The organism is Streptomyces sp. HUAS MG91 (assembly GCF_040529335.1).
In the GTDB taxonomy this organism is placed as follows: domain Bacteria; phylum Actinomycetota; class Actinomycetes; order Streptomycetales; family Streptomycetaceae; genus Streptomyces; species Streptomyces tabacisoli.
The window spans coordinates 204,815-224,620 of sequence record NZ_CP159534.1; the positions used below are offsets into that span (position 1 = coordinate 204,815).

Annotated in this window: 21 protein-coding genes; 5 read left to right on the forward strand and 16 right to left on the reverse strand. The window is 71.7% G+C overall.

Features of this window, described 5'->3' with window-relative positions:
• Positions 1 to 45: 45 nt before the first annotated feature.
• The 9 genes from ABII15_RS01035 to ABII15_RS01075 all read right to left on the reverse strand — a co-directional run bounded on the left by ABII15_RS01035 (position 46) and on the right by ABII15_RS01075 (position 6,039).
• Positions 46 to 657, reverse strand: a complete 612-nt coding sequence (locus ABII15_RS01035; RefSeq protein ID WP_353940306.1) for a bifunctional 4-hydroxy-2-oxoglutarate aldolase/2-dehydro-3-deoxy-phosphogluconate aldolase — start codon at positions 655 to 657, stop codon at positions 46 to 48.
• Positions 658 to 680: 23 nt separating this feature from the next.
• Positions 681 to 944, reverse strand: a complete 264-nt coding sequence (locus ABII15_RS01040; RefSeq protein ID WP_111665104.1) for an HPr family phosphocarrier protein — start codon at positions 942 to 944, stop codon at positions 681 to 683.
• On the reverse strand, positions 941 to 2,041 hold the full coding sequence (locus ABII15_RS01045) for a DgaE family pyridoxal phosphate-dependent ammonia lyase (RefSeq protein WP_353940307.1): 1,101 nt from the start codon (positions 2,039 to 2,041) through the stop codon (positions 941 to 943). Before ABII15_RS01045 ends, ABII15_RS01040 begins: the two co-directional genes overlap by 4 nt.
• A gap of 38 nt (positions 2,042 to 2,079) precedes the next feature.
• Positions 2,080 to 2,817 (reverse strand): DUF4310 family protein, encoded by a 738-nt coding sequence (locus tag ABII15_RS01050; RefSeq protein WP_353940308.1) that lies wholly within the window; start codon positions 2,815 to 2,817, stop codon positions 2,080 to 2,082.
• Between the two features lie 13 nt (positions 2,818 to 2,830).
• Entirely contained in the window at positions 2,831 to 3,619 is a 789-nt protein-coding gene (locus tag ABII15_RS01055; RefSeq protein WP_353940309.1) for a DUF4311 domain-containing protein, read from the reverse strand.
• 4 nt (positions 3,620 to 3,623) lie between these two features.
• A complete protein-coding gene (locus ABII15_RS01060; protein WP_353940310.1) occupies positions 3,624 to 3,959 on the reverse strand; it encodes a DUF4312 family protein in 336 nt (111 codons plus the stop codon).
• Entirely contained in the window at positions 3,956 to 4,324 is a 369-nt protein-coding gene (locus ABII15_RS01065) for an SFCGS family glycine-rich protein (protein ID WP_353940311.1), read from the reverse strand. Before ABII15_RS01065 ends, ABII15_RS01060 begins: the two co-directional genes overlap by 4 nt.
• Before the next feature lie 37 nt (positions 4,325 to 4,361).
• The gene (locus tag ABII15_RS01070; protein ID WP_353940312.1) at positions 4,362 to 4,757 is read right to left on the reverse strand and encodes a hypothetical protein; all 396 of its coding nucleotides are present in this window, start codon (positions 4,755 to 4,757) and stop codon (positions 4,362 to 4,364) included.
• Between the two features lie 124 nt (positions 4,758 to 4,881).
• Positions 4,882 to 6,039 carry an amidohydrolase/deacetylase family metallohydrolase gene (locus tag ABII15_RS01075; protein WP_353940313.1) on the reverse strand — a complete coding sequence of 386 codons (1,158 nt, stop codon included), beginning with the start codon at positions 6,037 to 6,039 and terminating at the stop codon, positions 4,882 to 4,884.
• Between the two features lie 173 nt (positions 6,040 to 6,212).
• On the opposite strand from ABII15_RS01075, the gene ABII15_RS01080 reads away from it, so the two are divergent.
• On the forward strand, positions 6,213 to 6,959 hold the full coding sequence (locus ABII15_RS01080) for an IclR family transcriptional regulator (RefSeq protein ID WP_353940314.1): 747 nt from the start codon (positions 6,213 to 6,215) through the stop codon (positions 6,957 to 6,959).
• Between the two features lie 67 nt (positions 6,960 to 7,026).
• Here the strand turns inward: ABII15_RS01080 and ABII15_RS01085 are convergent, their stop codons facing one another.
• The 5 genes from ABII15_RS01085 to xylA form a co-directional block, all read right to left on the reverse strand.
• Complete coding sequence (locus ABII15_RS01085; protein ID WP_353940315.1) at positions 7,027 to 8,406, reverse strand: GH1 family beta-glucosidase; 1,380 nt, start codon at positions 8,404 to 8,406, stop codon at positions 7,027 to 7,029.
• 8 nt (positions 8,407 to 8,414) lie between these two features.
• Positions 8,415 to 9,245, reverse strand: a complete 831-nt coding sequence (locus tag ABII15_RS01090) for a carbohydrate ABC transporter permease (protein ID WP_353940316.1) — start codon at positions 9,243 to 9,245, stop codon at positions 8,415 to 8,417.
• Positions 9,246 to 9,250: 5 nt separating this feature from the next.
• Entirely contained in the window at positions 9,251 to 10,201 is a 951-nt protein-coding gene (locus ABII15_RS01095) for a sugar ABC transporter permease (RefSeq protein WP_353940317.1), read from the reverse strand.
• A gap of 14 nt (positions 10,202 to 10,215) precedes the next feature.
• The gene (locus ABII15_RS01100; protein ID WP_353940318.1) at positions 10,216 to 11,442 is read right to left on the reverse strand and encodes a sugar ABC transporter substrate-binding protein; all 1,227 of its coding nucleotides are present in this window, start codon (positions 11,440 to 11,442) and stop codon (positions 10,216 to 10,218) included.
• A 129-nt stretch (positions 11,443 to 11,571) separates the two neighbouring features.
• A complete protein-coding gene (xylA, locus tag ABII15_RS01105) occupies positions 11,572 to 12,741 on the reverse strand; it encodes a xylose isomerase (RefSeq protein WP_353940319.1) in 1,170 nt (389 codons plus the stop codon).
• A 272-nt stretch (positions 12,742 to 13,013) separates the two neighbouring features.
• On the opposite strand from xylA, the gene xylB reads away from it, so the two are divergent.
• On the forward strand, positions 13,014 to 14,474 hold the full coding sequence (gene xylB / locus ABII15_RS01110; RefSeq protein ID WP_353940320.1) for a xylulokinase: 1,461 nt from the start codon (positions 13,014 to 13,016) through the stop codon (positions 14,472 to 14,474).
• 56 nt (positions 14,475 to 14,530) lie between these two features.
• A complete protein-coding gene (gene yicI / locus ABII15_RS01115) occupies positions 14,531 to 16,771 on the forward strand; it encodes an alpha-xylosidase (RefSeq protein WP_353946931.1) in 2,241 nt (746 codons plus the stop codon).
• A gap of 62 nt (positions 16,772 to 16,833) precedes the next feature.
• Here yicI and ABII15_RS01120 read toward each other — a convergent pair whose 3' ends face one another.
• Positions 16,834 to 17,352 (reverse strand): MarR family transcriptional regulator, encoded by a 519-nt coding sequence (locus ABII15_RS01120; RefSeq protein ID WP_353940321.1) that lies wholly within the window; start codon positions 17,350 to 17,352, stop codon positions 16,834 to 16,836.
• Positions 17,353 to 17,392: 40 nt separating this feature from the next.
• Between ABII15_RS01120 and ABII15_RS01125 the strand changes: the two genes are divergently transcribed.
• Positions 17,393 to 18,355, forward strand: a complete 963-nt coding sequence (locus ABII15_RS01125) for an EamA family transporter (RefSeq protein WP_353940322.1) — start codon at positions 17,393 to 17,395, stop codon at positions 18,353 to 18,355.
• Here ABII15_RS01125 and aac(6') read toward each other — a convergent pair.
• Entirely contained in the window at positions 18,280 to 18,753 is a 474-nt protein-coding gene (gene aac(6') / locus ABII15_RS01130; protein ID WP_353940323.1) for an aminoglycoside 6'-N-acetyltransferase, read from the reverse strand. The two genes, ABII15_RS01125 and aac(6'), sit on opposite strands and share 76 nt — an antisense overlap.
• Positions 18,754 to 18,954: 201 nt before the next feature.
• Here aac(6') and ABII15_RS01135 point away from each other — a divergent pair, with 201 nt between their 5' ends.
• Positions 18,955 to 19,740, forward strand: coding sequence for an SAM-dependent methyltransferase (locus ABII15_RS01135; protein ID WP_353940324.1), 786 nt, complete (start codon positions 18,955 to 18,957; stop codon positions 19,738 to 19,740).
• The last annotated feature ends 66 nt before the right edge of the window (positions 19,741 to 19,806 follow it).

The window sequence follows — 19,806 nt, forward strand, 5'->3', positions numbered from 1 at the left end:
CCGGTCGCGCCGCCCCGTCCCGGGTGTCCGCCGGGTCCGGCGCCCTCAGCCGATGCTCTCCTTCAGCCGCGCGACATTGGCCCGCACGTCCCCCTTGGCGAGATCGCTGCCGATGCTGACGGTGAAGGCGCCGGCCGCGAGCCACTGCGCGGCGTTGTCGACACCGACGCCGCCGGTGGCCATGATCCTGGCGCCCGGCAGGACGGACAGGAGCGACTTCAGATAGCCGGTCCCGCCGATGTTCGCGGGGAAGAGCTTCGCCACCCCGCGCCCGGCCGCGATCCGCAGCTCGCTCGGGGTGAAGCCGCCCTCGACGAGGAGCCGTCCCGCCCCGTCGGCGACCGGGCGGACCTCCGGGACCTGGAAGGGGCTGACGAGGAAGTGCGCCCCGGCGGCGAGGGCCCGCTCGGCGATCTCGGGCGAGGTGACGGTCCCCAGGCCCAGCGTGATCCCGGGCTCCTGCCGCGACCAGGTCTCCACCAGCTTCTCCCAGCCGGGTGTGGTGGCCGTGAACTCGAAGGCGGTGATGCCGGACTCGATCAGGGTGCGGGCCATCCGGTCGGCCGCGTCGGCGTCGGCCTCGCGGACGGTCGGGGTGACGCGGGCCAGGCGCAGCCGCTCGATGACGTCGGGGACGGCCGGGACGTCGGGGTTCATGGGTGTCTCCGTACGGTGCTCTGTCATGCCGGGGCCGCGATGCGCGCGAGGGCGTCCAGGGTGGACTCGGCGTCGGTGCCACTGGCGCGCAACACGATGGCGTCGCCGCAGCGGATGTTGAGGGTCATCAGCGACAGGACGCTGCGGGCGGGCACCTCGGTGCCGTCCTCGCGGGCGACGGTCACCTCGGCGGCGGCGCGGGCTGCGGTCTGAGCGAAGGCGGCAGCGGGGCGGGCGTGCAGGCCGGCCTCCTCGGTGACGACCAGGCGGCGTTCGACGACGGTCATCGGGCTCCTCCCTCGACCAGCGCGGTCAGCCGGTCCACGAGGTGGTCCTCCTCGTCGGGGCGCAGCGGGCGCGGGTCGATCAGCAGTCGGCCCGTCACCGCGAGGTGGTCCCTCAAGTGGACGCCCGTAGAAGCGAGTTCGGAGGCGAGCGTGGCCGCGTCCCGGCCTGCCGCCGCCGGGTCCACGGTCAGTTCGGTGCGGTGGATGGCGCGGCCGGCCTCGTCGCCGACGACCCGGGTGGTAATGCCGGGCAGGTCGGCGAGGCGCGCGGCCAGCTTCTCCATGCGCGCGCGGTGTCCGCCCGGCTCGGCCGTGCCGTAGTCGCGCAGCGCCTGGACGAGGCCGAACAGGGTCTCCTTGCCGACCTTCATGGGGCGGGCGATGCCGCCGTACTGGGCGCGGCAGGCGGCGATGCGTGCGGCGCTGCCGCAGATCATGCCGGAGGCGGGTCCGCCCACGGCCTTGCCGCCGCTGTAGACGACGAGGTCGGCGCCGGTGGCGGGCCAGTGCTTCAGGTCCTCCTCGGCGGCCGCGTCGACGATGACGGGGATGTCGTGGCGGCGGCCGACCTCGATCGTCTCCGCGAGGGAGACCATGCCCTTCTGCACGGCGTGGTGGGACTGGACGTAGAGGAGGGCGGCCGTGCGCGGGCCGATCGCGCCCGCCAGGTGGTCTGCGGTGACCTTGTTCGCGGAGCCGACCTCGACGGGGCGGCCGCCGCCGAGGGCGATCATCTGGCGGATCGGGGCGCCGAAGTAGACGGAGTGGCCGCGCGGCAGGATCACCTCGCACGGCGCGCCGCCGGGGTCGGGCAGCGCCTCGACGCGGCTCACGTCGGTGCCCGCGATCAGGGAGGCGACCGCGATGGCGACGCCGGAGGCGGCTCCGGTGGTGGGGCAGCCGGCCTCGGTGCCGGTGGCGCGGGCGATCTCCCGGCCGACGGCGTCCAGCAGGTCGTCCATGACGACGTGGTGGCGGGCCGCGTCGCCCATGGCGGCGATGACGCCGTCGCCGAGGACGCTGCCGCCGAGTGCGGTCATCCGGCCGCTGGCGTTGATGGCGGGCGGGACCCCGAGGTCGTGGTGGAGGGTGGGCACACGGTCTCCTTGCGCTGCGGGTACGGGAGCGGGGGCGGTCACTTGCCGGGGATGGGGAAGAAGAGCCCGGCGAGCATCGCGCCGATGATGGCGCCGCCGGTCAGCGGCTTCTGCCACTTGTAGAAGAGGAGGGCGCCGATGGTGGAGCCGAGCCCCACGGGCAGGGACGCGGTCGCGGCGGAGATGATGACGAGCGGTCCGAGATAGCGGCCCGCGGAGTTGCCCGCGCCCATCATCACGTCGGCGCCGAAGGTGGAGGTGCCGCCCGTGGAGTTCACGGTGGCGCGCCGGATGACGACGATCGCGATGCCGATCAGGCCGCCGAGCAGCGCGCCGACCGGGACCGCGAGCCAGAAGTGCTGGAGCGGGGCGGTGAATCCGGCGCCGAGGAGCATGGCGGGGATGCCGATGCCCACGCCGGTCTGCAGGGAGCCGCCGATGTCGAGGATGCCGACCATGGGGCCCTCGATGATGCGGGCGAACAGGAAGCCCGCGCCGAACGCGGCGGCGGCGCCGTAACTGCCGTTCTGCATACCGGCCTTGAGCATGGAGGCGACGGCGACGTCGTTGAACACCCCGGTGTCGTAGACGTAGTAGAGGTGGGTGCCGGTGAAGATGCCCGCGGCCAGGCACGCCACGAAGACGGGGAAGGCCCACTCGGCCAGCCAGAAGCTGCCCTCGCCCGGCACCCTGCTGAGGAAGCCGCTCCTGGCCTCGGGCGCACCGGAGTTCTGTGCGGGTATGCCGCCCGCGGCGGCGGTGGATGTGTCGGTCATGTCGCTGCCTGCCTCACTGGGGCTTGGTGCCGGTGGTGTCGTGGAGCTGCGTGAGCCAGTGCGGGATGTGCACCTTCATCTGCTCCAGCAGGGTGATGTCGACGCCGCGCAGGAAGGTGCTGGCCACGAACAGGGCGATGACGACGCCGGCCAGCGACTTGGTGACCTTGGTCCAGCCGAGGTCGTCGACGCCCTTGCCGATGACGATGCCGAGCACGATGCCGGGGACCGCGTTGCCCATCACCAGGTGACCGAGTCCGCCGAGGACCGTGCCCCAGGCGCCGGTGCGGCGGCCCGCGTCCACGGCCGCCATCCAGAAGATGATCGGCATGACGGGGTTGATCAGCCACTCCGACGCCGGTCCCAGCACCTGGGCGGCGACCTCCTGGAGGGAGTGCGGGATGGAGGCGGCCGTCGTGTTGAGGAGGGTGACGAGGAGCATGCCGACGACGGTGCCGGTCAGCGCCATCCGGCGCGGGTTGTGCAGCGTCGCGTCGAGGTTGCGGTTCTTCGCCATGGCGACGGCCGCCGACCAGTGCGGCACGATGCGGTGGTCCACGTCCGAGGTCAGCGCGCCGGTTCCGACCGCGCTCGACCAGGCGTTGAAGAGGAAGCCGAGGCCGAAGGAGAAGTGGGCGACGGGGTCGTTCTGACAGGCGTTCAGCTCGCCCAGGGTGCGGAAGGCACCCATGCCCTGGACCTTCGGCGCGTGGAACATGCGGGCCACGCCCGCGCTCGCGCCGAAGCCGATGAGGCCGCCGATGACGAGCGACTCCAGGAGGACGGTGAGGGTTTCGTTCATCGGGTCACCTCATGTGCAGGGCGTGCTGGAGCGACGAGAGCCGCTCCTCGCGCACCGTGAAGTCGACGGCGTCCAGGTCGAGGGAGGCCACCTGGACCTCGACGCGCAGCGTGATCTCGAAGCGCCGGCGGGTGCGGGGGAAGAGCAGGCCGAGGAACCGCTCGGTCCAGCGGTGCTCCACGGCGGACACCACGTCGAGTTCCAGGGGCTCCACGCGGAAGTCGACGCCTTCGGTGCGCTTGGCGACCTCGGACTGCACCTGGCCGATGGCGGTGGCGAACGCCTTCTCCCGGGTGGGGCCCGACCCGCTGAGCCGCAGGGTGTGCCGGGACTGCTTCACGAGGCCTCCTTGGCGAGCTTCTTCAGGAGCGCCTCGGTGACCTTGAAGCCGAGTTCCTCGCTGTCGAGGAACCCGAAGCCGAGGACGGTGCGGCCCTGTTCCACGGCGGCCACCCCGGCCTGCGCCGAGCGCATGCCGAACTCGATGTCGTGGCCGTACTTGGCCTTGGCGGTGACGGCTCCGGCGCCGCCGCTGCCGCAGAAGGAGATGCCGAGCTGCGCTCCCTCGGCGTCCATCACGTCGCCCACCTTCATGTCGGCGCCGGGGCCCGGGATGAGGACGGGCTCGCCGCCCGCGGCGCGTACGCCGTCGGCGACCGCCTGGCCCTTGCCGAGCCGGTGTCCGATCACGATCTTGACTGTCATGGCGGTGCTCCCTGGTGTGTCGGTCATGGCTGAGCTGTCATGCCTGCTGGCTGGTCTGGTGCTGGAGCTGTGCCGCCGCCTCGAAGTGGAGGGCGAGCAGCAGGACTTCGGTGTCGTGTGCGGCGAATCCGCGGGGCGCGCAGAAGGCGTCGACGAGGGTGCGGACGGCCGCCATGCGCCCGGGGGCGATCTCGGCGCCGAGTTCCTCGTCGAGCGCGTCCAGGTGCTCGTCCACGCGGACCCGCCGGACGAAGGCGAGGGCGTGCACGGCGAGCGCCAGCGAGCGGATGTCGTCGAAGCCGATGCCGCAGGTCTCCGCGTAGACCTGGGCGAGCGGCAGGAACTCCGTCAGGTCGGCGCGGTCCGCGTCGGTGACGGGGCTGGACGAGTCCCCTACGGTCGTCGCGAGTCGCTCGATGAGGGGGGTGGTCATGCACGGGCCTCTCGGTGGTTCGGTCGGTGGTTCGTGTCGTACGGCGCGGGCTCGGGTGCGTGGGGCACGTCCCGTGGCGTCCGGCGCGGGGCGGGTCCCGGCCGGGCGGCGGTCCGTACGGTGATCAGGGGGCGCCGACGACGGGGTGCGCCCGCCCGGCGCGCACGGCGGCCACGGCGGTGAGCCGGGTGGTGCCGGTGCGGGTGGCGCCCTCGGCGTCGGTCAGGGTGACGGGTCCCTCGGTCGGCCGCAGCAGCGAAAGGTCCGCCGCGGAGCCGGGCCGCAGGGTGCCCAGCTCGTCCTCCATGCCGATCACTTGGGCGGCGTGCAGGGTCGAGCAGCGGATCGCCTCGTGCGGGGTCAGTCCGAGGGCGACGAGTTTGGTGAGGGTCTCCGCGAGGGAGTGGACGGGGCCCTCGACGTTGCGGTGGTGCAGGTCGGTGCTGATGGTGTGCGGGGTGAAGCCCGCCGCGAGGGCGCGTTCGGCGGTGGCGAAGCTGAGGCTGGCGCTGCCGTGTCCGACGTCGAGGCGGACGCCGCGGGCGACGGCGGCACGCGCCTGGGGTTCGCTGCCGAAGAGGCCGCCGGGCTTGCCGTGGAAGGCATGGGTGACGACGTCGCCCTCGCCGAGGAGGTCGAGGACGTCGCCGAGGTGCGGGGGTTCGTTGCCGACGTGCACCATCACGGGCCGGCCGACCCGGGCGGCCACGCGCTTGGCGGCGCGCAGCGGGGCGAGCCCGGAGTCGCCGAGGACCGAGGAGCTCATCCGGATCTTGAGGCCGCGCACCCGCTCGGGGTGTGCGCGCAGCAGCTTCTCCGTGGCCGCCTCGTCGATGTCGTCGGGGCCGTGGCTGAGTTCCCGCGGCCCGTGGACCAGGCCGTGCCGGGAGATGTTGAGCCAGCTCAGGACGCGGGTGGCGGCCGGTTCGACAACGTTATCGGCGAAGTCGTCCCAGTGGTCGCTGCCGCAACTGCCCGCGTCCACCACGGTGGTGACGCCCTGGCGCACCCCGATCTCGTCGGCGGCCACGCCGAGGTAGGTGCCGGGGGCGTAGACGTGCGTGTGGAGGTCGATGAGGCCGGGGGCGACGAGCAGCCCGGAGGCGTCGAGGGTCTCCTCTCCGGCGAGGGTGCCGGGGGCGCCGACGGCGGCGATCCGTCCGTCGCGCACGGCCAGGTCCCCCGGTACGGGAGCGGCCTGAAGGGGATCGGCCAGCAGGCCGCCCGCCACGACGAGATCGAATCGTTGCGGGTGCACGGAGGAAGGTCCGTGTCCAGCCATGGACGGCCGCCTTTCACGAGCGTGAGAGTGGGTGCGTGGAGCATCCGGTCGCGCAGCCACGGACACCCGGGGGCTGTGCACGACCGAAGGACGCCACCCCGTTCCGTGGAGTAGAATGGCGTTCCGCTGTGCGGATCGATTGGCAACATAGTCCGCTTCTCCACGGAGGGTCAATGGAAGCGAGCAAGCCCGCGAATTCCGTCGCCAAGGCGCTGCATGTGCTGCATGCGGTGGCCCGCGCCGACGGACCGCACCGGCTGGGCGACATCGCGGAGCGCTCCGGGGTCCCGAAGGCGACCGCCCACCGGGTGCTGGCGACGCTCGTCGAGGAGGGGTACGTGGCGGCCGACGGCGAGGGGCGCTACGGCTGCGGCGTCCAGCTCCGCGCCCTGGCCGCCCAGGTCCTCGCGGACGACGCCGTGGGCATCGACGCCGTGCTGCGCGCCCTCCAGCAGCGCCTCGGGCAGGCCGTCCACCTGGCGGTGCTCAGCGGTGACCACGCGACGTACACGCACAAGGTCGACCCGGGACACGCCTACCGGATCGCGACCGACGTCGGGACGCCGCTCCCGCTGCACGCCACGGCCGCGGGCAAGGCCCTGCTCGCCCATCTGCCGCCGGGCGAGGCGGCGGACATCCTCGACCGGACCGGCCTGCCCACGCGCACCCCGCGCACCCATACCGACCGCGCGGCGCTCGTCGAGGAGCTCGCCGCGATCCGCGCCGCCGGGTACGCGGTCGACTACGAGGAGGCGGACGAATCCATCTGCTCGCTCGCCGCGCCGGTGCTCGACGCCGACGGCACGGCGGTCGGCGCCGTCTCCGTCTCCTCGCTCACCTTCCTGGTCACCGAGGCCCAACTGCCCGGGTTCGCACCGGCCGTCCGGCAGGCGGCGCAGGACGTGTCACGGCGCCTGTGACCTCCGGCCGGACATGCCGATGCCCGGCGGAGGGAATCCGCCGGGCATCGTTCACCGAAGCGTCCCGTCAGCCCCGGTGGGCGGCGATCAGCTTCCGGTACCAGTGGTAGCTGTCCTTCGGGGTGCGCTCCTGGGTGTCGTAGTCGACGCGGACGATGCCGAATCGCTTGGCATAGCCCAGCGCCCACTCGAAGTTGTCGAGCAGCGACCAGACGTAGTAGCCGCGCACGTCGACGCCCGCGTCCATGGCGGTGCGCAGGGCGGTGAGGTGGTCGTGGAGGTACGTGACCCGGTCCGCGTCGTGGACGGCGCCGTCGGCGGCGACCTCGTCGTGCTCCGCGGTGCCGTTCTCGGTGATGTGGATCGGCGGCAGCGCGTCGCCGTAGCGCTCCTTGAGGCCGGTGAGCAGCTGGGTGAACGTCTCGGGGACGACCGGCCAGCCCATGGAGTTGCGCCGCACGTCGGGCCAGGGGCGCTCCGCGTACCGGTTGTCGGTGGCGACGCGGACGGCCGGGTCGGGCTCCCGGTGCGGGGCGTCGGCGACCAGGGTGGGCCGGTAGTAGTTGACGCCGAGGAAGTCCAGCGGCTGCGCGATGAGGTCGAGGTCGCCGTCGAGCCGGAAGTCCTGGCGGGTGATCAGCTCGCCCCAGGTGTCCTCGTCCGATGCGGGGTAGCGGCCCGCGAGGATCGGGTCGGTCCACACCAGGTTGTGCTGGGTGTCGGCGCGCAGCGCGGCGCCGCGGTCGGCGGCCGAGTCGGTGGCCGGGACGTTGAAGTCCGGGTTGAGGGTGATGCCGACCTCGCGCACCCCGGCCGCGCGCAGCTCCTTGACGGCGAGTCCGTGGCCGACGAGGAGATGGTGGGCCGCGGCGAGGGCGGGGGTGCCCTCCTGGGCGCCGGGCGCGTGCCGCCCCACCGAGTAGCCGAGGAACGCGCTGCACCAGGGCTCGTTGAGGGTGATCCAGCGCGGCACGCGGTCGGCGAGGTGCCCGGCCACGATCGCCGTGTACTCGGCGAACCGCTCGGCGGTCTCGCGCACCCGCCAGCCGCCACGGTCCTCCAGTGCCTGCGGCAGGTCCCAGTGGTAGAGGGTGGCGGCGGGCTCGATGCCCGCTTCCAGCAGCTCGTCGACGAGCCGCGAGTAGAAGTCCAGGCCCTTCTGGTTGGCCGGGCCCTGTCCCGTCGGCTGGATGCGCGGCCAGGCTATGGAGAAGCGGTAGGACTCGACGCCGAGGTCGCGCAGCAGCGCCACGTCCTCGGGGTAGCGGTGGTAGTGGTCGCAGGCCACGTCGCCGGTGTCGCCGCCGTCCGTGCGGCCGGGCGTGTGGCTGTAGACGTCCCAGATGGACGGGCCGCGGCCGTCCTCGTTCGCCGCGCCCTCGATCTGGTAGGAGGCGGTGGCCGCGCCGAACACGAAGCCTTCGGGGAAAACGGGCAAGTCACTCATGGAAAGCCTTACTTGACGGATCCGCCGGTGATACCGGCAGCAATGTACTTCTGGGCGAGGACGAGCAGCACGGCGGCCGGGATCGCCGACAGGACGGACGCGGCCATGACGGAGCCCCAGTCGCCGACGTGGGCGCCGATGTACTGGTAGATGCCGAGCGTGACGGGCTTGACGTCGTCGGTGGTGTTGAGCGTGAGGGCGAACATGAAGTCGCTCCACGCGTACAGGAAGGAGAACAGGCCTGCCGTGATCAGCGAGTTGCGGCTCATCGGCAGCACGACCTGGACGAACGTGCGCAGCTTGCCCGCGCCGTCGACCTCGGCCGCCTCGATGACCTCCTTGGGGATGGCCACCATGAACGAGCGCATCAGGACGATGGCGAAGGGGATGCCGAGCGAGGCGTCGGCGAGCATCAGGCCGAAGTAGGAGTTGACCAGGCCGAGATCGACGTACGCGCTGTAGAGGGCGTTGGCGATGACGATGCCCGGCACCATCTGCGTGATGAGCGTGCCGAAGACGATGGACTTGGTGCCCGGCAGCCGGAACTGGGCGAGCCCGTACGCGGCCGGCGCGGCGACCGCCAGACAGATGACGACGGCGCCGAGCGCGACGGCGAGCGAGGTCAGCAGGTGGGCGCCCTGCTCGCTGATGGCGGAGGAGAAGCCGGACAGGTCGAGCGAGTGCGGCACGGGCGAGACGTCGAGGAGTCCCGACTCGGGCTGGAGCGCCGTGTTGATCATCCAGTACAGCGGGAACAGCATCACGAGCAGGATGACGACGCCGGCGACGGTGGCGCCCCAGCGGCGCTTCGGTCCGTTGGTCGCGGAGGCGGTTGCCATGCCGGTCACTTCCCCTCGGAGCGGTTGGCCCGCAGGTAGAACACCGCGAAGACGGCGGAGATCAGGATCAGGATGTTGCCGACGACGGCGCCCGCGCCGAAGTCGAGCTGGACGAAGGAGTTCTGGTACGTGAGCGTGCCGAGCGTCTGCGTGGAGTCGGCGGGCCCGCCGTCGGTCAGGGCCAGGATCAGGTCGAGGATCTTCACCGTCGACATGAAGCCGAGCACGAGGACGACCGTGATGACGGGCTTCAGCAGCGGCAGCGTGATGGAGCGGAAGGTGCGCCAGGCGGAGGCGCCGTCCAGGGACGCGGCCTCGTACAGCTCCTTGGGGATCTCCTGGAGTCCGCCGTAGAGGATCACCATGTTGAACGGGATGCCGATCCAGATGTTCACCATGATCACGGAGAACAGGGCCATGCCGGGGCTGGTCAGCCACGGGGTGTGGCCGCCGAGGCCGAGGGTGTCGAGGAAGGAGTTCAGGACGCCCGTGTCCTGGTCGAGGATGCGGCGCCAGACGATGCCGGAGACGACCATGGGGACGAGCCAGGGCAGCAGGATCAGCGAGCGCAGGAACCCGTTGAGGGGGAACCGCTTCGTGAAGAAGACGGCGAGCGCGAGGCCGATGCCGAACTGGCCGATCAGCGAGCCGATGGTGAAGACGATGGTGTGCCAGAGCGCCTTGCCGAAGAGGTCGTCGTGGAAGACCTTGCTCCAGTTGTCGGTGCCGTTGAAGGGCGACTTGCCGTCGAAGAACGTGGACGGCGAGAAGTCCTGGAAGCTCATCACGACGTTGCGGACGAGCGGGTAGCCGAAGAACAGCAGCATGAAGACGACGGCGGGGGCGATGAAGCCCCACTGGGAGAGTCTGCGGCGGCGCCGCGTGTCGCGCTTCTTCACCGGGGTGGCGGGGGCCGGCCGGGTGGCGGGGGCGGCGGAGGCCGTGGTGGTCGACATGTTCGTGATACCCCTCAGTTCCCGCTCGTGGCGCGCGCCTGCGCCTTCTTCAGCGCGTCGGCGCTGTTCTGGCCGGTGAGCGCGGACTGGAAGGCGCTCTGGAGGGCCAGCGACACGGACGACCAGCCTGCTCCGACCTTCGCGGTGCGCGAGCGGGCGGTGGCCACCTGGTCGGCGAGCGCGTCGAGTTCGGGCACTTCCTTGCGCCAGACGGCGGCCGCCTTCTCGTTCGCGGGCACCATCCAGCTGTTGCGCGCGTAGGTGATCTGCTCCTTCTCGGAGGACATGCACCCGATGATCTTCGCGGCGGTCTTCTCGCGGGCCGTGTCGTCCGTCCTGGGGACGGTGAGGACGGCGCCGCCGAGCGGACCGACGGAGTCGTCGCCGGCCCGGGGCACCGGGATCTGCGCGATGCCCCAGTGCAGGGACTTCTTGGTGTTGAGCGTCTCGACCTGCCAGGGACCGTTGATCATCATCGCGGCGTTGCCGGCCATGAACTGGTCGTTGACGTCGGCCTGCGTCCAGTTGACCGTCGACTTGGACAGCGAGCCGTCCTTGAGGAGGCCCTTCCAGTAGTCGAGGGCGTCGGCGACCTGCTTGCTGTCGAGGTCGGTCTCGTCGCCGCCGTTGGACCACATGAACGGGGTGAACTGGAAGACGCCGTCCTCGGCGCCGCCCGCGCTCAGGGCGATGCCGTACTGCTTGCCCCGGGTGAGCTTCTTCGCGGTCTCCTGCATCTCGGCCCAGGTGGTGGGGACCGCGAGGCCGGCCTTCTTCAGGACGTCCTTGTTGTAGAAGAGGGCGAGGGTGTTCACCGTGCGCGCGGCGCCGTAGTACGTGCCCTTGTAGGAGCCGAAGTCGACGATGCCCTTCGGGATGTCCTGCGTGGACAGCCCGAGCGACTTCAGGTCGACCAGGCCTCCCGCCTCGGCGAACGTCGGCATCTCGGAGGCGTCGAACTGGATGACGTCCGGGAGCGACTTCGACGACGCCATCCGCAGCGACTTCGTCATGACCTGTGAGGCCGGGACGCTCTGCTGCTCGATGGTGATCCCCAGCCGGGCGCTGCACCGCTTCAGGGTGGCGGCGTCCCAGCCGTGGTAGGAGTCGTCGGTCGAGGAGTTGAGGACGGTGTAGACGTCGTCGTCGCGCTGGCTGCCGCAGCCCGCGAGTGCCGCGGAGGCGACGAGGACGGAGACAACGGTGAGCGGGATCACGGCCCGCCGGCGTGCTGCTGTCACGGTGGTTGCCCTTGCATGGGGAGGGGTGGCCGGCCCGGCGGAACGCCCGTGTTCCGCCGGGGATCGCTGCGCGGGGCGTACGGGTCCGGCCAGGCCGTACGCGGGGAACGGGCGAGGTGCCCGGGGTGCTCAGCGGGCGCCGAGCAGGTGGTCCATCGCGAGCTGGTCGAGCCGTTCGAAGGCCATCGAGCGCTTGGCGGCGGCCTCCACGTCGAACTCCTCGAAGGCGCTCTTGTCGGCGAGCAGCGCCGAGAGGCCGTCGGCCGCGGTGGGCTGCGCGAGCTGGTCGAGACGCGAGTCGAGCAGCGCCGTCCGCACCTCGGGGTCGGCGCGGAAGGCCGCGGCGCGCTCCTTGAGGATCAGGTAGTTGCGCATGCAGTTCTTGGCGGACTCCCACACGCCGTCGAAGCCGTCGGTGCGCACCGGCTTGAAGTCGAAGTGGCGCGGGCCCGCGTAGTCGGAGTTCTCCAGCAGGTCCACCAGCCAGAACGCCTGGCGCACGTCACCGGCGCCGAACCGGAAGTCCTGGTCGTACTTGATGCCGGTCTGGCCGTTGAGGTCGATGTGGAAGAGCTTGCCCGCCCACAGGGCCTGGGCGATGCCGTGCGGGAAGTTGAGTCCCGCCATCTGCTCGTGGCCGACTTCGGGGTTCACGCCGACGAGTTCGGGGCGCTCCAGGCGCTCGATGAAGGCGAGGGCGTGGCCGATGGTGGGCAGGAGGATGTCGCCGCGCGGCTCGTTGGGCTTGGGCTCGATGGCGAACTTCAGGTCGTAGCCCTGCTCGACGACGTAGTCGCCCAGGAGGTCGAAGGCCTCCTTCATGCGGTCGAGGGCGTCCCGGACGTCCTTGGCGCCACCGGACTCGGCGCCCTCGCGGCCGCCCCACGCGACGTACGTCTGCGCGCCGAGCTCGGCGGCGAGATCGATGTTGCGGATCGTCTTGCGCAGCGCGTAGCGGCGCACGTCGCGGTCGTTGGCGGTGAAGCCGCCGTCCTTGAAGACCGGGTGGGTGAAGAGGTTCGTGGTGGCCATCGGGACGGCCATGCCCGTCTCGTCGAGCGCGGCGCGGAACCGCTTGACGATCGCCTCGCGCTCGGCGTCGGTGGAGCCGAAGGGGATGAGGTCGTCGTCGTGGAACGTGACGCCGTACGCGCCGAGTTCGGACAGCCGCCGCACCGACTCGACGGGGTCGAGAGCGGGGCGCGTGGCGTCACCGAACGGGTCGTTGCCCCGCCAGCCCACGGTCCACAGACCGAACGTGAACTTGTCTTCAGGGGTGGGGGTGAATCCGCCGGACATGGTGCCGTCCTTGGGTCGATCGTTTGTTTTCTGACATGACTAATACGTCATTCGGCCGCTCGGCGCCAGACCCGACGGCGAAACTCACACCGCACAGATCGGCAACGACCCGCTGATCCAGCGAATCGAAGCGCTTGCGCCACATCACACCCCGAAGCCTCTTGTTCTTTTGTTTTTTGTACGATCAAATGCGTCATACAAGCGCTTTGACCCGAGGTCGGCTTCCCGGCGCGGGCAGGATCACCAACACGTTGAAGGGGTGAGGGGGCTTCATGGCCGTCGTGATCGGCGTGGACAGCTCCACGCAGTCCACCAAGGCAGCCGTCACGGACGCCGCCACCGGCCGGATCCTCGCCGTGGGCCGGGCCCCGCACGTGGTCACCGGTGAGCACGGCGCCCGCGAGACCGACCCGGACGTGTGGTGGTGGGCGCTGCGCGACGCGGTCGCGAACGGGCTCAAGGAGGCGGACATCGCCCCGGAGGCCGTCACCGGCATCGCCGTCGCCGGCCAGCAGCACGGTCTCGTCGTGCTCGACGCGGACGGCCGCCCGCTGCGCCCGGCCGCTCTGTGGAACGACACCCGCTCCGCCCCGCAGGCCGCCGCGCTGACCGAGGAGTTCGGCGGCCCGGACGCCTGGCTCGCGCGCACCGGCTCCGTACCGGTCGCCTCGCTCACCGCGACGAAGTGGCGCTGGCTGCGCGAGCACGAGCCGGCCCGCGCGGTCGCCGCCGTCCGGCTGCCGCACGACTTCCTGACCGAGCGGCTGTGCGGGCAGGCGGTCACCGACCCCGGGGACGCCTCCGGGACCGGCTGGTACTCCACCGCCACCGGTGCCTACGATCCCGAGGTTCTCGACCTCCTCGGCCTGCGGCCCGAGCTGCTGCCCGCGGTCGCCGCGACCGGCGGCACCCGCGCCGGATCGCTGACCGCGCGGGCCGCGGCGGCGCTGGGCCTGCCCGAGGGCATCGCGGTGGCCGCGGGCACCGGCGACAACATGGCGGCAGCGGTGGGGCTCGGCCTCGGCGGCGCCGGCCTCCTGGACCACCCGGTCGTCAGCCTCGGCACCTCCGGCACCGTGTTCACGGCCACCCGCACCCGTCCGGCCTCCCGGGACCTCGCCGGGTTCGCGGCGACCGACGGTACGTATCTGCCGCTGGCCTGCACCCTCAACTGCACGCTCGCCGTCGACAAGGTCGCAGCCCTGCTCGGCCTCGACCGCGAGGACGCCGAGCCCGGCGGCGGCGCCGTGCTCCTGCCGTACCTCGACGGAGAGCGCACCCCTGACCTGCCGCACGCCACGGGCCTGCTCACCGGCCTGCGGCACGCCACCAGCGGGCGGCAACTGCTCGGCGCCGCCTACGAGGGCGCCGTGTTCACCGTGCTGCGCGCCCTCGACGCACTGCTCCTGGCCTGCGGCCTCGACCCGGACGACCCCGAGATCGCCGCGCGCCCGCTGCGGCTGATCGGCGGCGGCGCCCGCGGCCGCACCTGGGTGGAGACGGTGCGCCGGCTGTCCGGACGGCCCGTGCTGCTGCCCGAGTCCGGCGAACTCGTCGCGCTCGGCGCCGCCGCGCTCGCCCGCGCCGCCGCCACCGGTCTCGACCCGGTCGCCGTCGCCACGCAGTGGGACACCGGGCGGGGCACACCGCTCCCGGCGGTGCCCCGCGACCAGGTGACCTGGAACCGGTTGGCCCAGGTGCTGGACGAGGCGACGCCCGCCCTGCTGACCTGAACCGCCCTCTGCGAACCGCGCACCATCCCGCACCACCCCGCACCCCAAGGAAGATGATGAAGTTCACCGACGGCTTCTGGCTGATGCGCGACGGGGTCGAGGCCTCGTACGCCACCGAGGTACGCGACGTCCGCGCCGGCGACGACCGCTTCACCGCGTTCGCCGCGGTCAAGCGGGTCGAGCGGCGCGGCGACACCCTCAACGCCCCGCTCCTGACCGTCGACTGCTTCTCCCCCGCCGAAGGCGTCATCGGCGTCACCGTCACGCACCTGGCGGGCCGCAGGCACCGCGGCCCCGACTTCGCCCTGCCCGGCGCGGACACCGGTGCGGGACAGGTGCGCCGTGACGGCGACATCGTGGAGCTGACCAGCGGCGCCCTCGGCGTCCGCCTGGACGCGGGCGCGCCGTGGACCCTGTCGTTCCGCGACCCCGGGGGCCGCGAGGTCGCCTCCGTGGGCCGCAAGGGCACCGCCTTCCTCACCACGGGCGACGGCGCCCACCACATGGCCGGGCAGCTGTCCCTCGGGGTCGGCGAGCAGGTCTACGGCCTCGGCGAGCGCTTCACCCCGTTCGTGAAGAACGGCCAGGTCGTCGACATGTGGCAGGCCGACGGCGGCACCAGCAGCGAGCAGGCCTACAAGAACATCCCCTTCAGCCTGCACGTCTCCCCCACCGGCGCGTACGGCGTCTTCGTGGACCACCCGGGGAAGGTCGGCTACGAGATCGGCTCGGAGTCCGTCGGGCAGATGCAGTTCAGCGTCGAGGACCAGACGCTGACCTACTACGTCGTCGCGGGCCCCGAACCCAAGGACGTGCTGCGCCGCTACACCGCGCTGACCGGCCGCCCGGCGCTCCCTCCGGCGTGGTCGTTCGGCCTGTGGCTGACCACCTCGTTCACCACGCAGTACGACGAGGCGACGGTGACGAAGTTCGTGGACGGCATGGCGGAGCGCGACATCCCGCTGTCGGTCTTCCACTTCGACTGCTTCTGGATGCGCGAGTACCAGTGGTCGGACTTCGCCTGGGACCCGGACGTCTTCCCGGACCCGGAAGGCATGCTGGCCCGGCTCAAGGAGCGCGGCCTGCGGATCTCCGTGTGGATCAACCCGTACATCGCCCAGAAGTCCGCCCTGTTCGACGAGGCCGCGGAGCTGGGGTACCTGGTGCGGACCGCCGGCGGCGACATCTGGCAGTGGGACCTGTGGCAGGCCGGCATGGGCCTGGTGGACTTCACGAACCCCGACGCGTGCGCCTGGTTCCAGGCGAAGCTGAAGGTGCTCCTGGACCAGGGCGTCGACTGCTTCAAGACGGACTTCGGCGAGCGCATCCCGACGGACGTGGTCTGGCACGACGGCTCCGACCCCGAGCGCATGCACAACTACTACACGCACCTGTACAACAAGGTCGTCTTCGACCTGCTGGAGAAGGAGCGCGGCAGCGGCGAGGCCGTGCTGTTCGCGCGGTCGGCGGCGGCGGGCGGGCAGCAGTTCCCGGTGCACTGGGGCGGCGACTGCTGGTCGTCGTTCGGCGCCATGGCCGAGTCGCTGCGCGGCGGCCTCTCGCTGTCCCTGTCGGGCTTCGGGTTCTGGTCGCACGACATCGGCGGCTTCGAGGGCACCCCCGACCCGGCGGTCTTCAAGCGCTGGCTGCAGTTCGGCCTGCTCTCCTCGCACAGCCGGCTGCACGGCTCGTCCTCGTACCGCGTGCCGTGGGAGTTCGGCGACGAGGCGGTCGACGTGGCCCGGCAGTTCACCAAGCTGAAGCACCGCCTGATGCCGTACCTGTACGGAGCGGCCGTCGAGGCCCATCGCACGGGCGTCCCGCTGATGCGGCCGATGCTGCTCGACTTCCCCGGCGACCCGACCGCCCGCACGCTCGACCGGCAGTACATGCTCGGCCCCGACCTGCTGGTCGCGCCGGTCTTCTCCGCCGACGGCGACGTCGAGTACTACCTGCCCGAGGGCACCTGGACCCACCTGCTCACCGGGGAGCAGGTGCAGGGCCCGGTCTGGCGCAGCGAGCGGCACGGCTTCGACAGCCTGCCGCTGTACGTGCGGCCCGGCGCGGTGCTGCCGCTCGGCGCGGACACGAGCCGTCCCGACGGCGACTGGCTGACGGACCTGTCCCTGCTCGTCGCGCCCGGTGGCGCGGAGAACGGCACGGTGACCGTGTCGGTCCCCGACCACCAGGGCCGGGCCGCGGCGACGTTCGAGGTCGTGCGGGACGCGGCGGGAGCCGTGCGCGTGACCGCGCCGCAGGGCCGGGACGTACCGAAGGTGGTGCGCTCCGCGCGGTAGCCGTCGCGGTTCGTCCGAGCGCCGCCCGGAGCACGTGTGTGCTCCGGGCGGCGCTCGCGTTCCTACGAACGGATGCGCGGCGGCTCCAGGTGGGAGAGCCATGTCGTCAGCAGGGTTTCGAGGGAGGACGCCTCGTCGGCGGACAGGAGGTCCACAAGGCGTCGCTCGTTGTGCATGTGCTCGGCGAAGGCCCGGTCGATGAGGTCCTGCCCCGGGGCCGTGAGGGCGACGATCCGGCCGCGCTGATCGTCGGCCGAACGCCTCCGGGTGACCAGTCCGGCCTTCTCCAGGCGATCGATCCGCTTCGTCATCGCACCGGTGGTGACCATGGTGTGGGCGGCCAGTTCACCCGGCGCCCGCTCGTACGGCTCGCCGGCCCGCCGCAGGGCGCAGAGGACGTCGAACTCGCCCTCGCTCAGGCCGTACCGGCCGTACACCAGGCGCAGCTCCTCGCCGAGCCGGTCCGCGAGGCGGTGCAGGCGGCCGATCACTCCTTGCGGCGTGACGTCGAGTTCGGGGCGCTCGCGCCGCCACTCGTCCTGGATGCGGGCCACGCGGTCCTTCGGCTGCTGCTCGTCCATGCCTCCCATATTAGCTTCCCAGGAAGTTATATTGTCTTCCATGGAAGCTAATTCCCGATGGGTGGCGCTCACCGCCGTCGCTCCGGTGGCCTGGGGAGCCAACTACTACGTGACCCGCGCGTATCTGCCGCCGGACAGCCCGCTGTACGGCGCCGCGCTGCGGGCGCTGCCCGCGGGCCTCGCCCTGCTCGCTCTGCGCAGGCGACGGCCCCGTGGCGTGTGGTGGTGGCGCTCCGCGGTCCTGGGCGTGGTCAATGTGAGCGTGTTCTTCGCCCTCGTCTACGCCGCGTCCCAACTGCTGCCGACGAGCGTCGCCTCGACCGTCATGGCCGCCTCTCCCCTGACGATGATGTTCCTCGCCTGGCCGCTGGTGGCCGAGCGGCCACGGGCCGCGCATCTGGCCGGAGCCGCGATCGGACTCGGCGGCGTGTGCCTGATGCTGCTCACCGGGGCAGTGGCGGCGAGCATTGCGGGCATGCTCGCCTCGGCGGCGGCCGTGCTCGTGTCCTCCTTCGGGCATCTGCTGACCAAGCGCTGGAGCGGCGGCACCGACATGATCGCGACGACCGCCTGGCAGCTCGTCGCCGGCGGTCTGTTCCTGCTGCCGTTCGCCGCGGCCGTGGAGGGCGCGCCGCCCGCGCTCTCCCCGGCCGCGCTCCTCGCCTTCGGCTTCGTGTCCCTGGTGGCCACCGCGCTGGCGTTCACCGCCTGGTTCACGGGCCTGCGCCACCTGCCCGCGGGCACCGTGGGACTGATCGGGCTGCTCAATCCCGTGACAGGCGTGCTCTGCGGCGTCCTGATCGCCGGAGAGGAACTGACGGTCCGCCAACTGTGCGGTCTCGCCCTGGTCCTGACGGGCGTGGTGCTCGGCCGCCCGGCGCGTACGCGCGCCTCCGCGCCCGGCGGCCCGTGCGCGCCGGCCGCGGGTCAGGTCAGCTCGTGCGCGAGCAGGTCCATCAGCAGTCCGTCCTCCCAGACGCCCGTCCGGTGGTTGCGCCAGTAGGCCCGCATGATGCCGACGGGCCTGAACCCGACCTTGCCGTAGCAGCGGATCGCCGCGGCATTGGCCGCGGCGGGGTCGATGGTCAGCCGGTGATGCCGCTTCTCCCGGACGAGCCACCGGGCGAGCGTGCGCACCGTGTCGGCTCCGAGCCCCGCCCCGTGGTGCCGCGCCGTCAGGAAGATGTCCAGGCCGGCCCGGCGGAACTCCGGATCGTTCTCCTCGGCGTACTGGACGAGGCCGATGACCTCGTCCTCGTACACCACCGCCAGCGCGCCCTCGTAGTCGTCCGGGGGTGACCACCAGGCGGCGACCTCCGGCTCCCGCACGATCCTGTCCAGGATCTTCGCGTCGCCCTCGACCACCGGGCGCAGGACGACCTTGTCCCCATGCAGCTCCATACGTGCATTCTCCCCTCTCCGCCGGCGCCGCCCGACCAACCGGCGCCCGCCGCAGGGGAGATGACCTCGACGGGCCACCCGCCGGTGCCTCTGCGTCATGCTGTGGCCAGTGCCATAATCACGGGGACCTCAACGGCCTCACCGGGAACGTCATGGTTCCCGGTGAACCGGTCCGCGACCCGATCCACGCTGGAGCCAGGCATGACGGCACATTCCTCCCCGAGCCGCATCGACACGAGCAGACCTCATCCGGCGCGCGTCTACGACTGGCTGCTGGGCGGGAAGGACAACTATCCCGTCGATCAGGAAGTGGCGCAGAAGCTGCCGCCGCAGGCGCGGGAGAACGCCATGCGGAACCGGGCCTTCATGCACCGGGCCGCCGCCTGGCTGGCCGGGACCGGCGTCGACCAGTACCTCGACATCGGCACGGGGATCCCGACCAAGCCCAATCTGCACCAGATCGTGCAGGGCGTCGTGCCGTCGGCCCGCGTCGCCTACGTCGACAACGACCCGATCGTGCTGCGGCACGCGGAGGCGCTGCTGGTCAGCAGCCCCGAAGGGGCGACGGACTACATCGAGGCGGATGTCCGCCGGCCCGAGGCGATCCTCGACCACGCACGGACGTTCCTGGACTTCAGCCGCCCCATCGCGCTGTCGATGATCGCGCTGATGCACTTCATCACCGACGAGGAGGATCCCTACGGCCTGGCGCGGACCCTCGTCGACGCGCTGCCTTCGGGCAGTTACCTGGTGCTCTCCCACGGCACGACCGACGAGCACCCGCATCTGGTCAAGTCGGTGCAGTCCACGTACAAGAAGGGCGAGATTCCGCTGCGGATGCGGACGAAGTCCGAGGTGGAGCCGTTCTTCGAGGGGCTGGAGATGGTGGATCCGGGTCTGGTCACGGCCACGTACTGGTACAAGGACACGCCCGCGCCGACCCCGGAGCTGAGCGGCTTCTACGTCGGCGTGGCCCGCGTCTCCTGACCACCCACGGCGCCCCGGCCGCCGGGGCGCCGCGTCCACGGCCCCGGCCTGTGCCAGCATGGGCGG

Bases quoted from the DNA above. Each gene is read 5' to 3' on its own strand.
- ABII15_RS01070 (WP_353940312.1), bottom strand. From the start codon at position 4,757: ATGACCACCCCCCTCATCGAGCGACTCGCGACGACCGTAGGGGACTCG.
- ABII15_RS01080 (WP_353940314.1), top strand. From the start codon at position 6,213: ATGGAAGCGAGCAAGCCCGCGAATTCCGTCGCCAAGGCGCTGCATGTG.
- ABII15_RS01125 (WP_353940322.1), top strand. From the start codon at position 17,393: ATGGAAGCTAATTCCCGATGGGTGGCGCTCACCGCCGTCGCTCCGGTG.
- ABII15_RS01135 (WP_353940324.1), top strand. From the start codon at position 18,955: ATGACGGCACATTCCTCCCCGAGCCGCATCGACACGAGCAGACCTCAT.
- ABII15_RS01035 (WP_353940306.1), bottom strand. From the start codon at position 657: ATGAACCCCGACGTCCCGGCCGTCCCCGACGTCATCGAGCGGCTGCGC.
- ABII15_RS01095 (WP_353940317.1), bottom strand. From the start codon at position 10,201: ATGTCGACCACCACGGCCTCCGCCGCCCCCGCCACCCGGCCGGCCCCC.
- ABII15_RS01120 (WP_353940321.1), bottom strand. From the start codon at position 17,352: ATGGACGAGCAGCAGCCGAAGGACCGCGTGGCCCGCATCCAGGACGAG.
- ABII15_RS01075 (WP_353940313.1), bottom strand. From the start codon at position 6,039: ATGGCTGGACACGGACCTTCCTCCGTGCACCCGCAACGATTCGATCTC.
- ABII15_RS01065 (WP_353940311.1), bottom strand. From the start codon at position 4,324: ATGACAGTCAAGATCGTGATCGGACACCGGCTCGGCAAGGGCCAGGCG.
- ABII15_RS01085 (WP_353940315.1), bottom strand. From the start codon at position 8,406: ATGAGTGACTTGCCCGTTTTCCCCGAAGGCTTCGTGTTCGGCGCGGCC.
- ABII15_RS01040 (WP_111665104.1), bottom strand. From the start codon at position 944: ATGACCGTCGTCGAACGCCGCCTGGTCGTCACCGAGGAGGCCGGCCTG.
- ABII15_RS01050 (WP_353940308.1), bottom strand. From the start codon at position 2,817: ATGACCGACACATCCACCGCCGCCGCGGGCGGCATACCCGCACAGAAC.
- xylB (WP_353940320.1), top strand. From the start codon at position 13,014: ATGGCCGTCGTGATCGGCGTGGACAGCTCCACGCAGTCCACCAAGGCA.
- ABII15_RS01055 (WP_353940309.1), bottom strand. From the start codon at position 3,619: ATGAACGAAACCCTCACCGTCCTCCTGGAGTCGCTCGTCATCGGCGGC.
- ABII15_RS01090 (WP_353940316.1), bottom strand. From the start codon at position 9,245: ATGGCAACCGCCTCCGCGACCAACGGACCGAAGCGCCGCTGGGGCGCC.
- yicI (WP_353946931.1), top strand. From the start codon at position 14,531: ATGAAGTTCACCGACGGCTTCTGGCTGATGCGCGACGGGGTCGAGGCC.
- xylA (WP_353940319.1), bottom strand. From the start codon at position 12,741: ATGTCCGGCGGATTCACCCCCACCCCTGAAGACAAGTTCACGTTCGGT.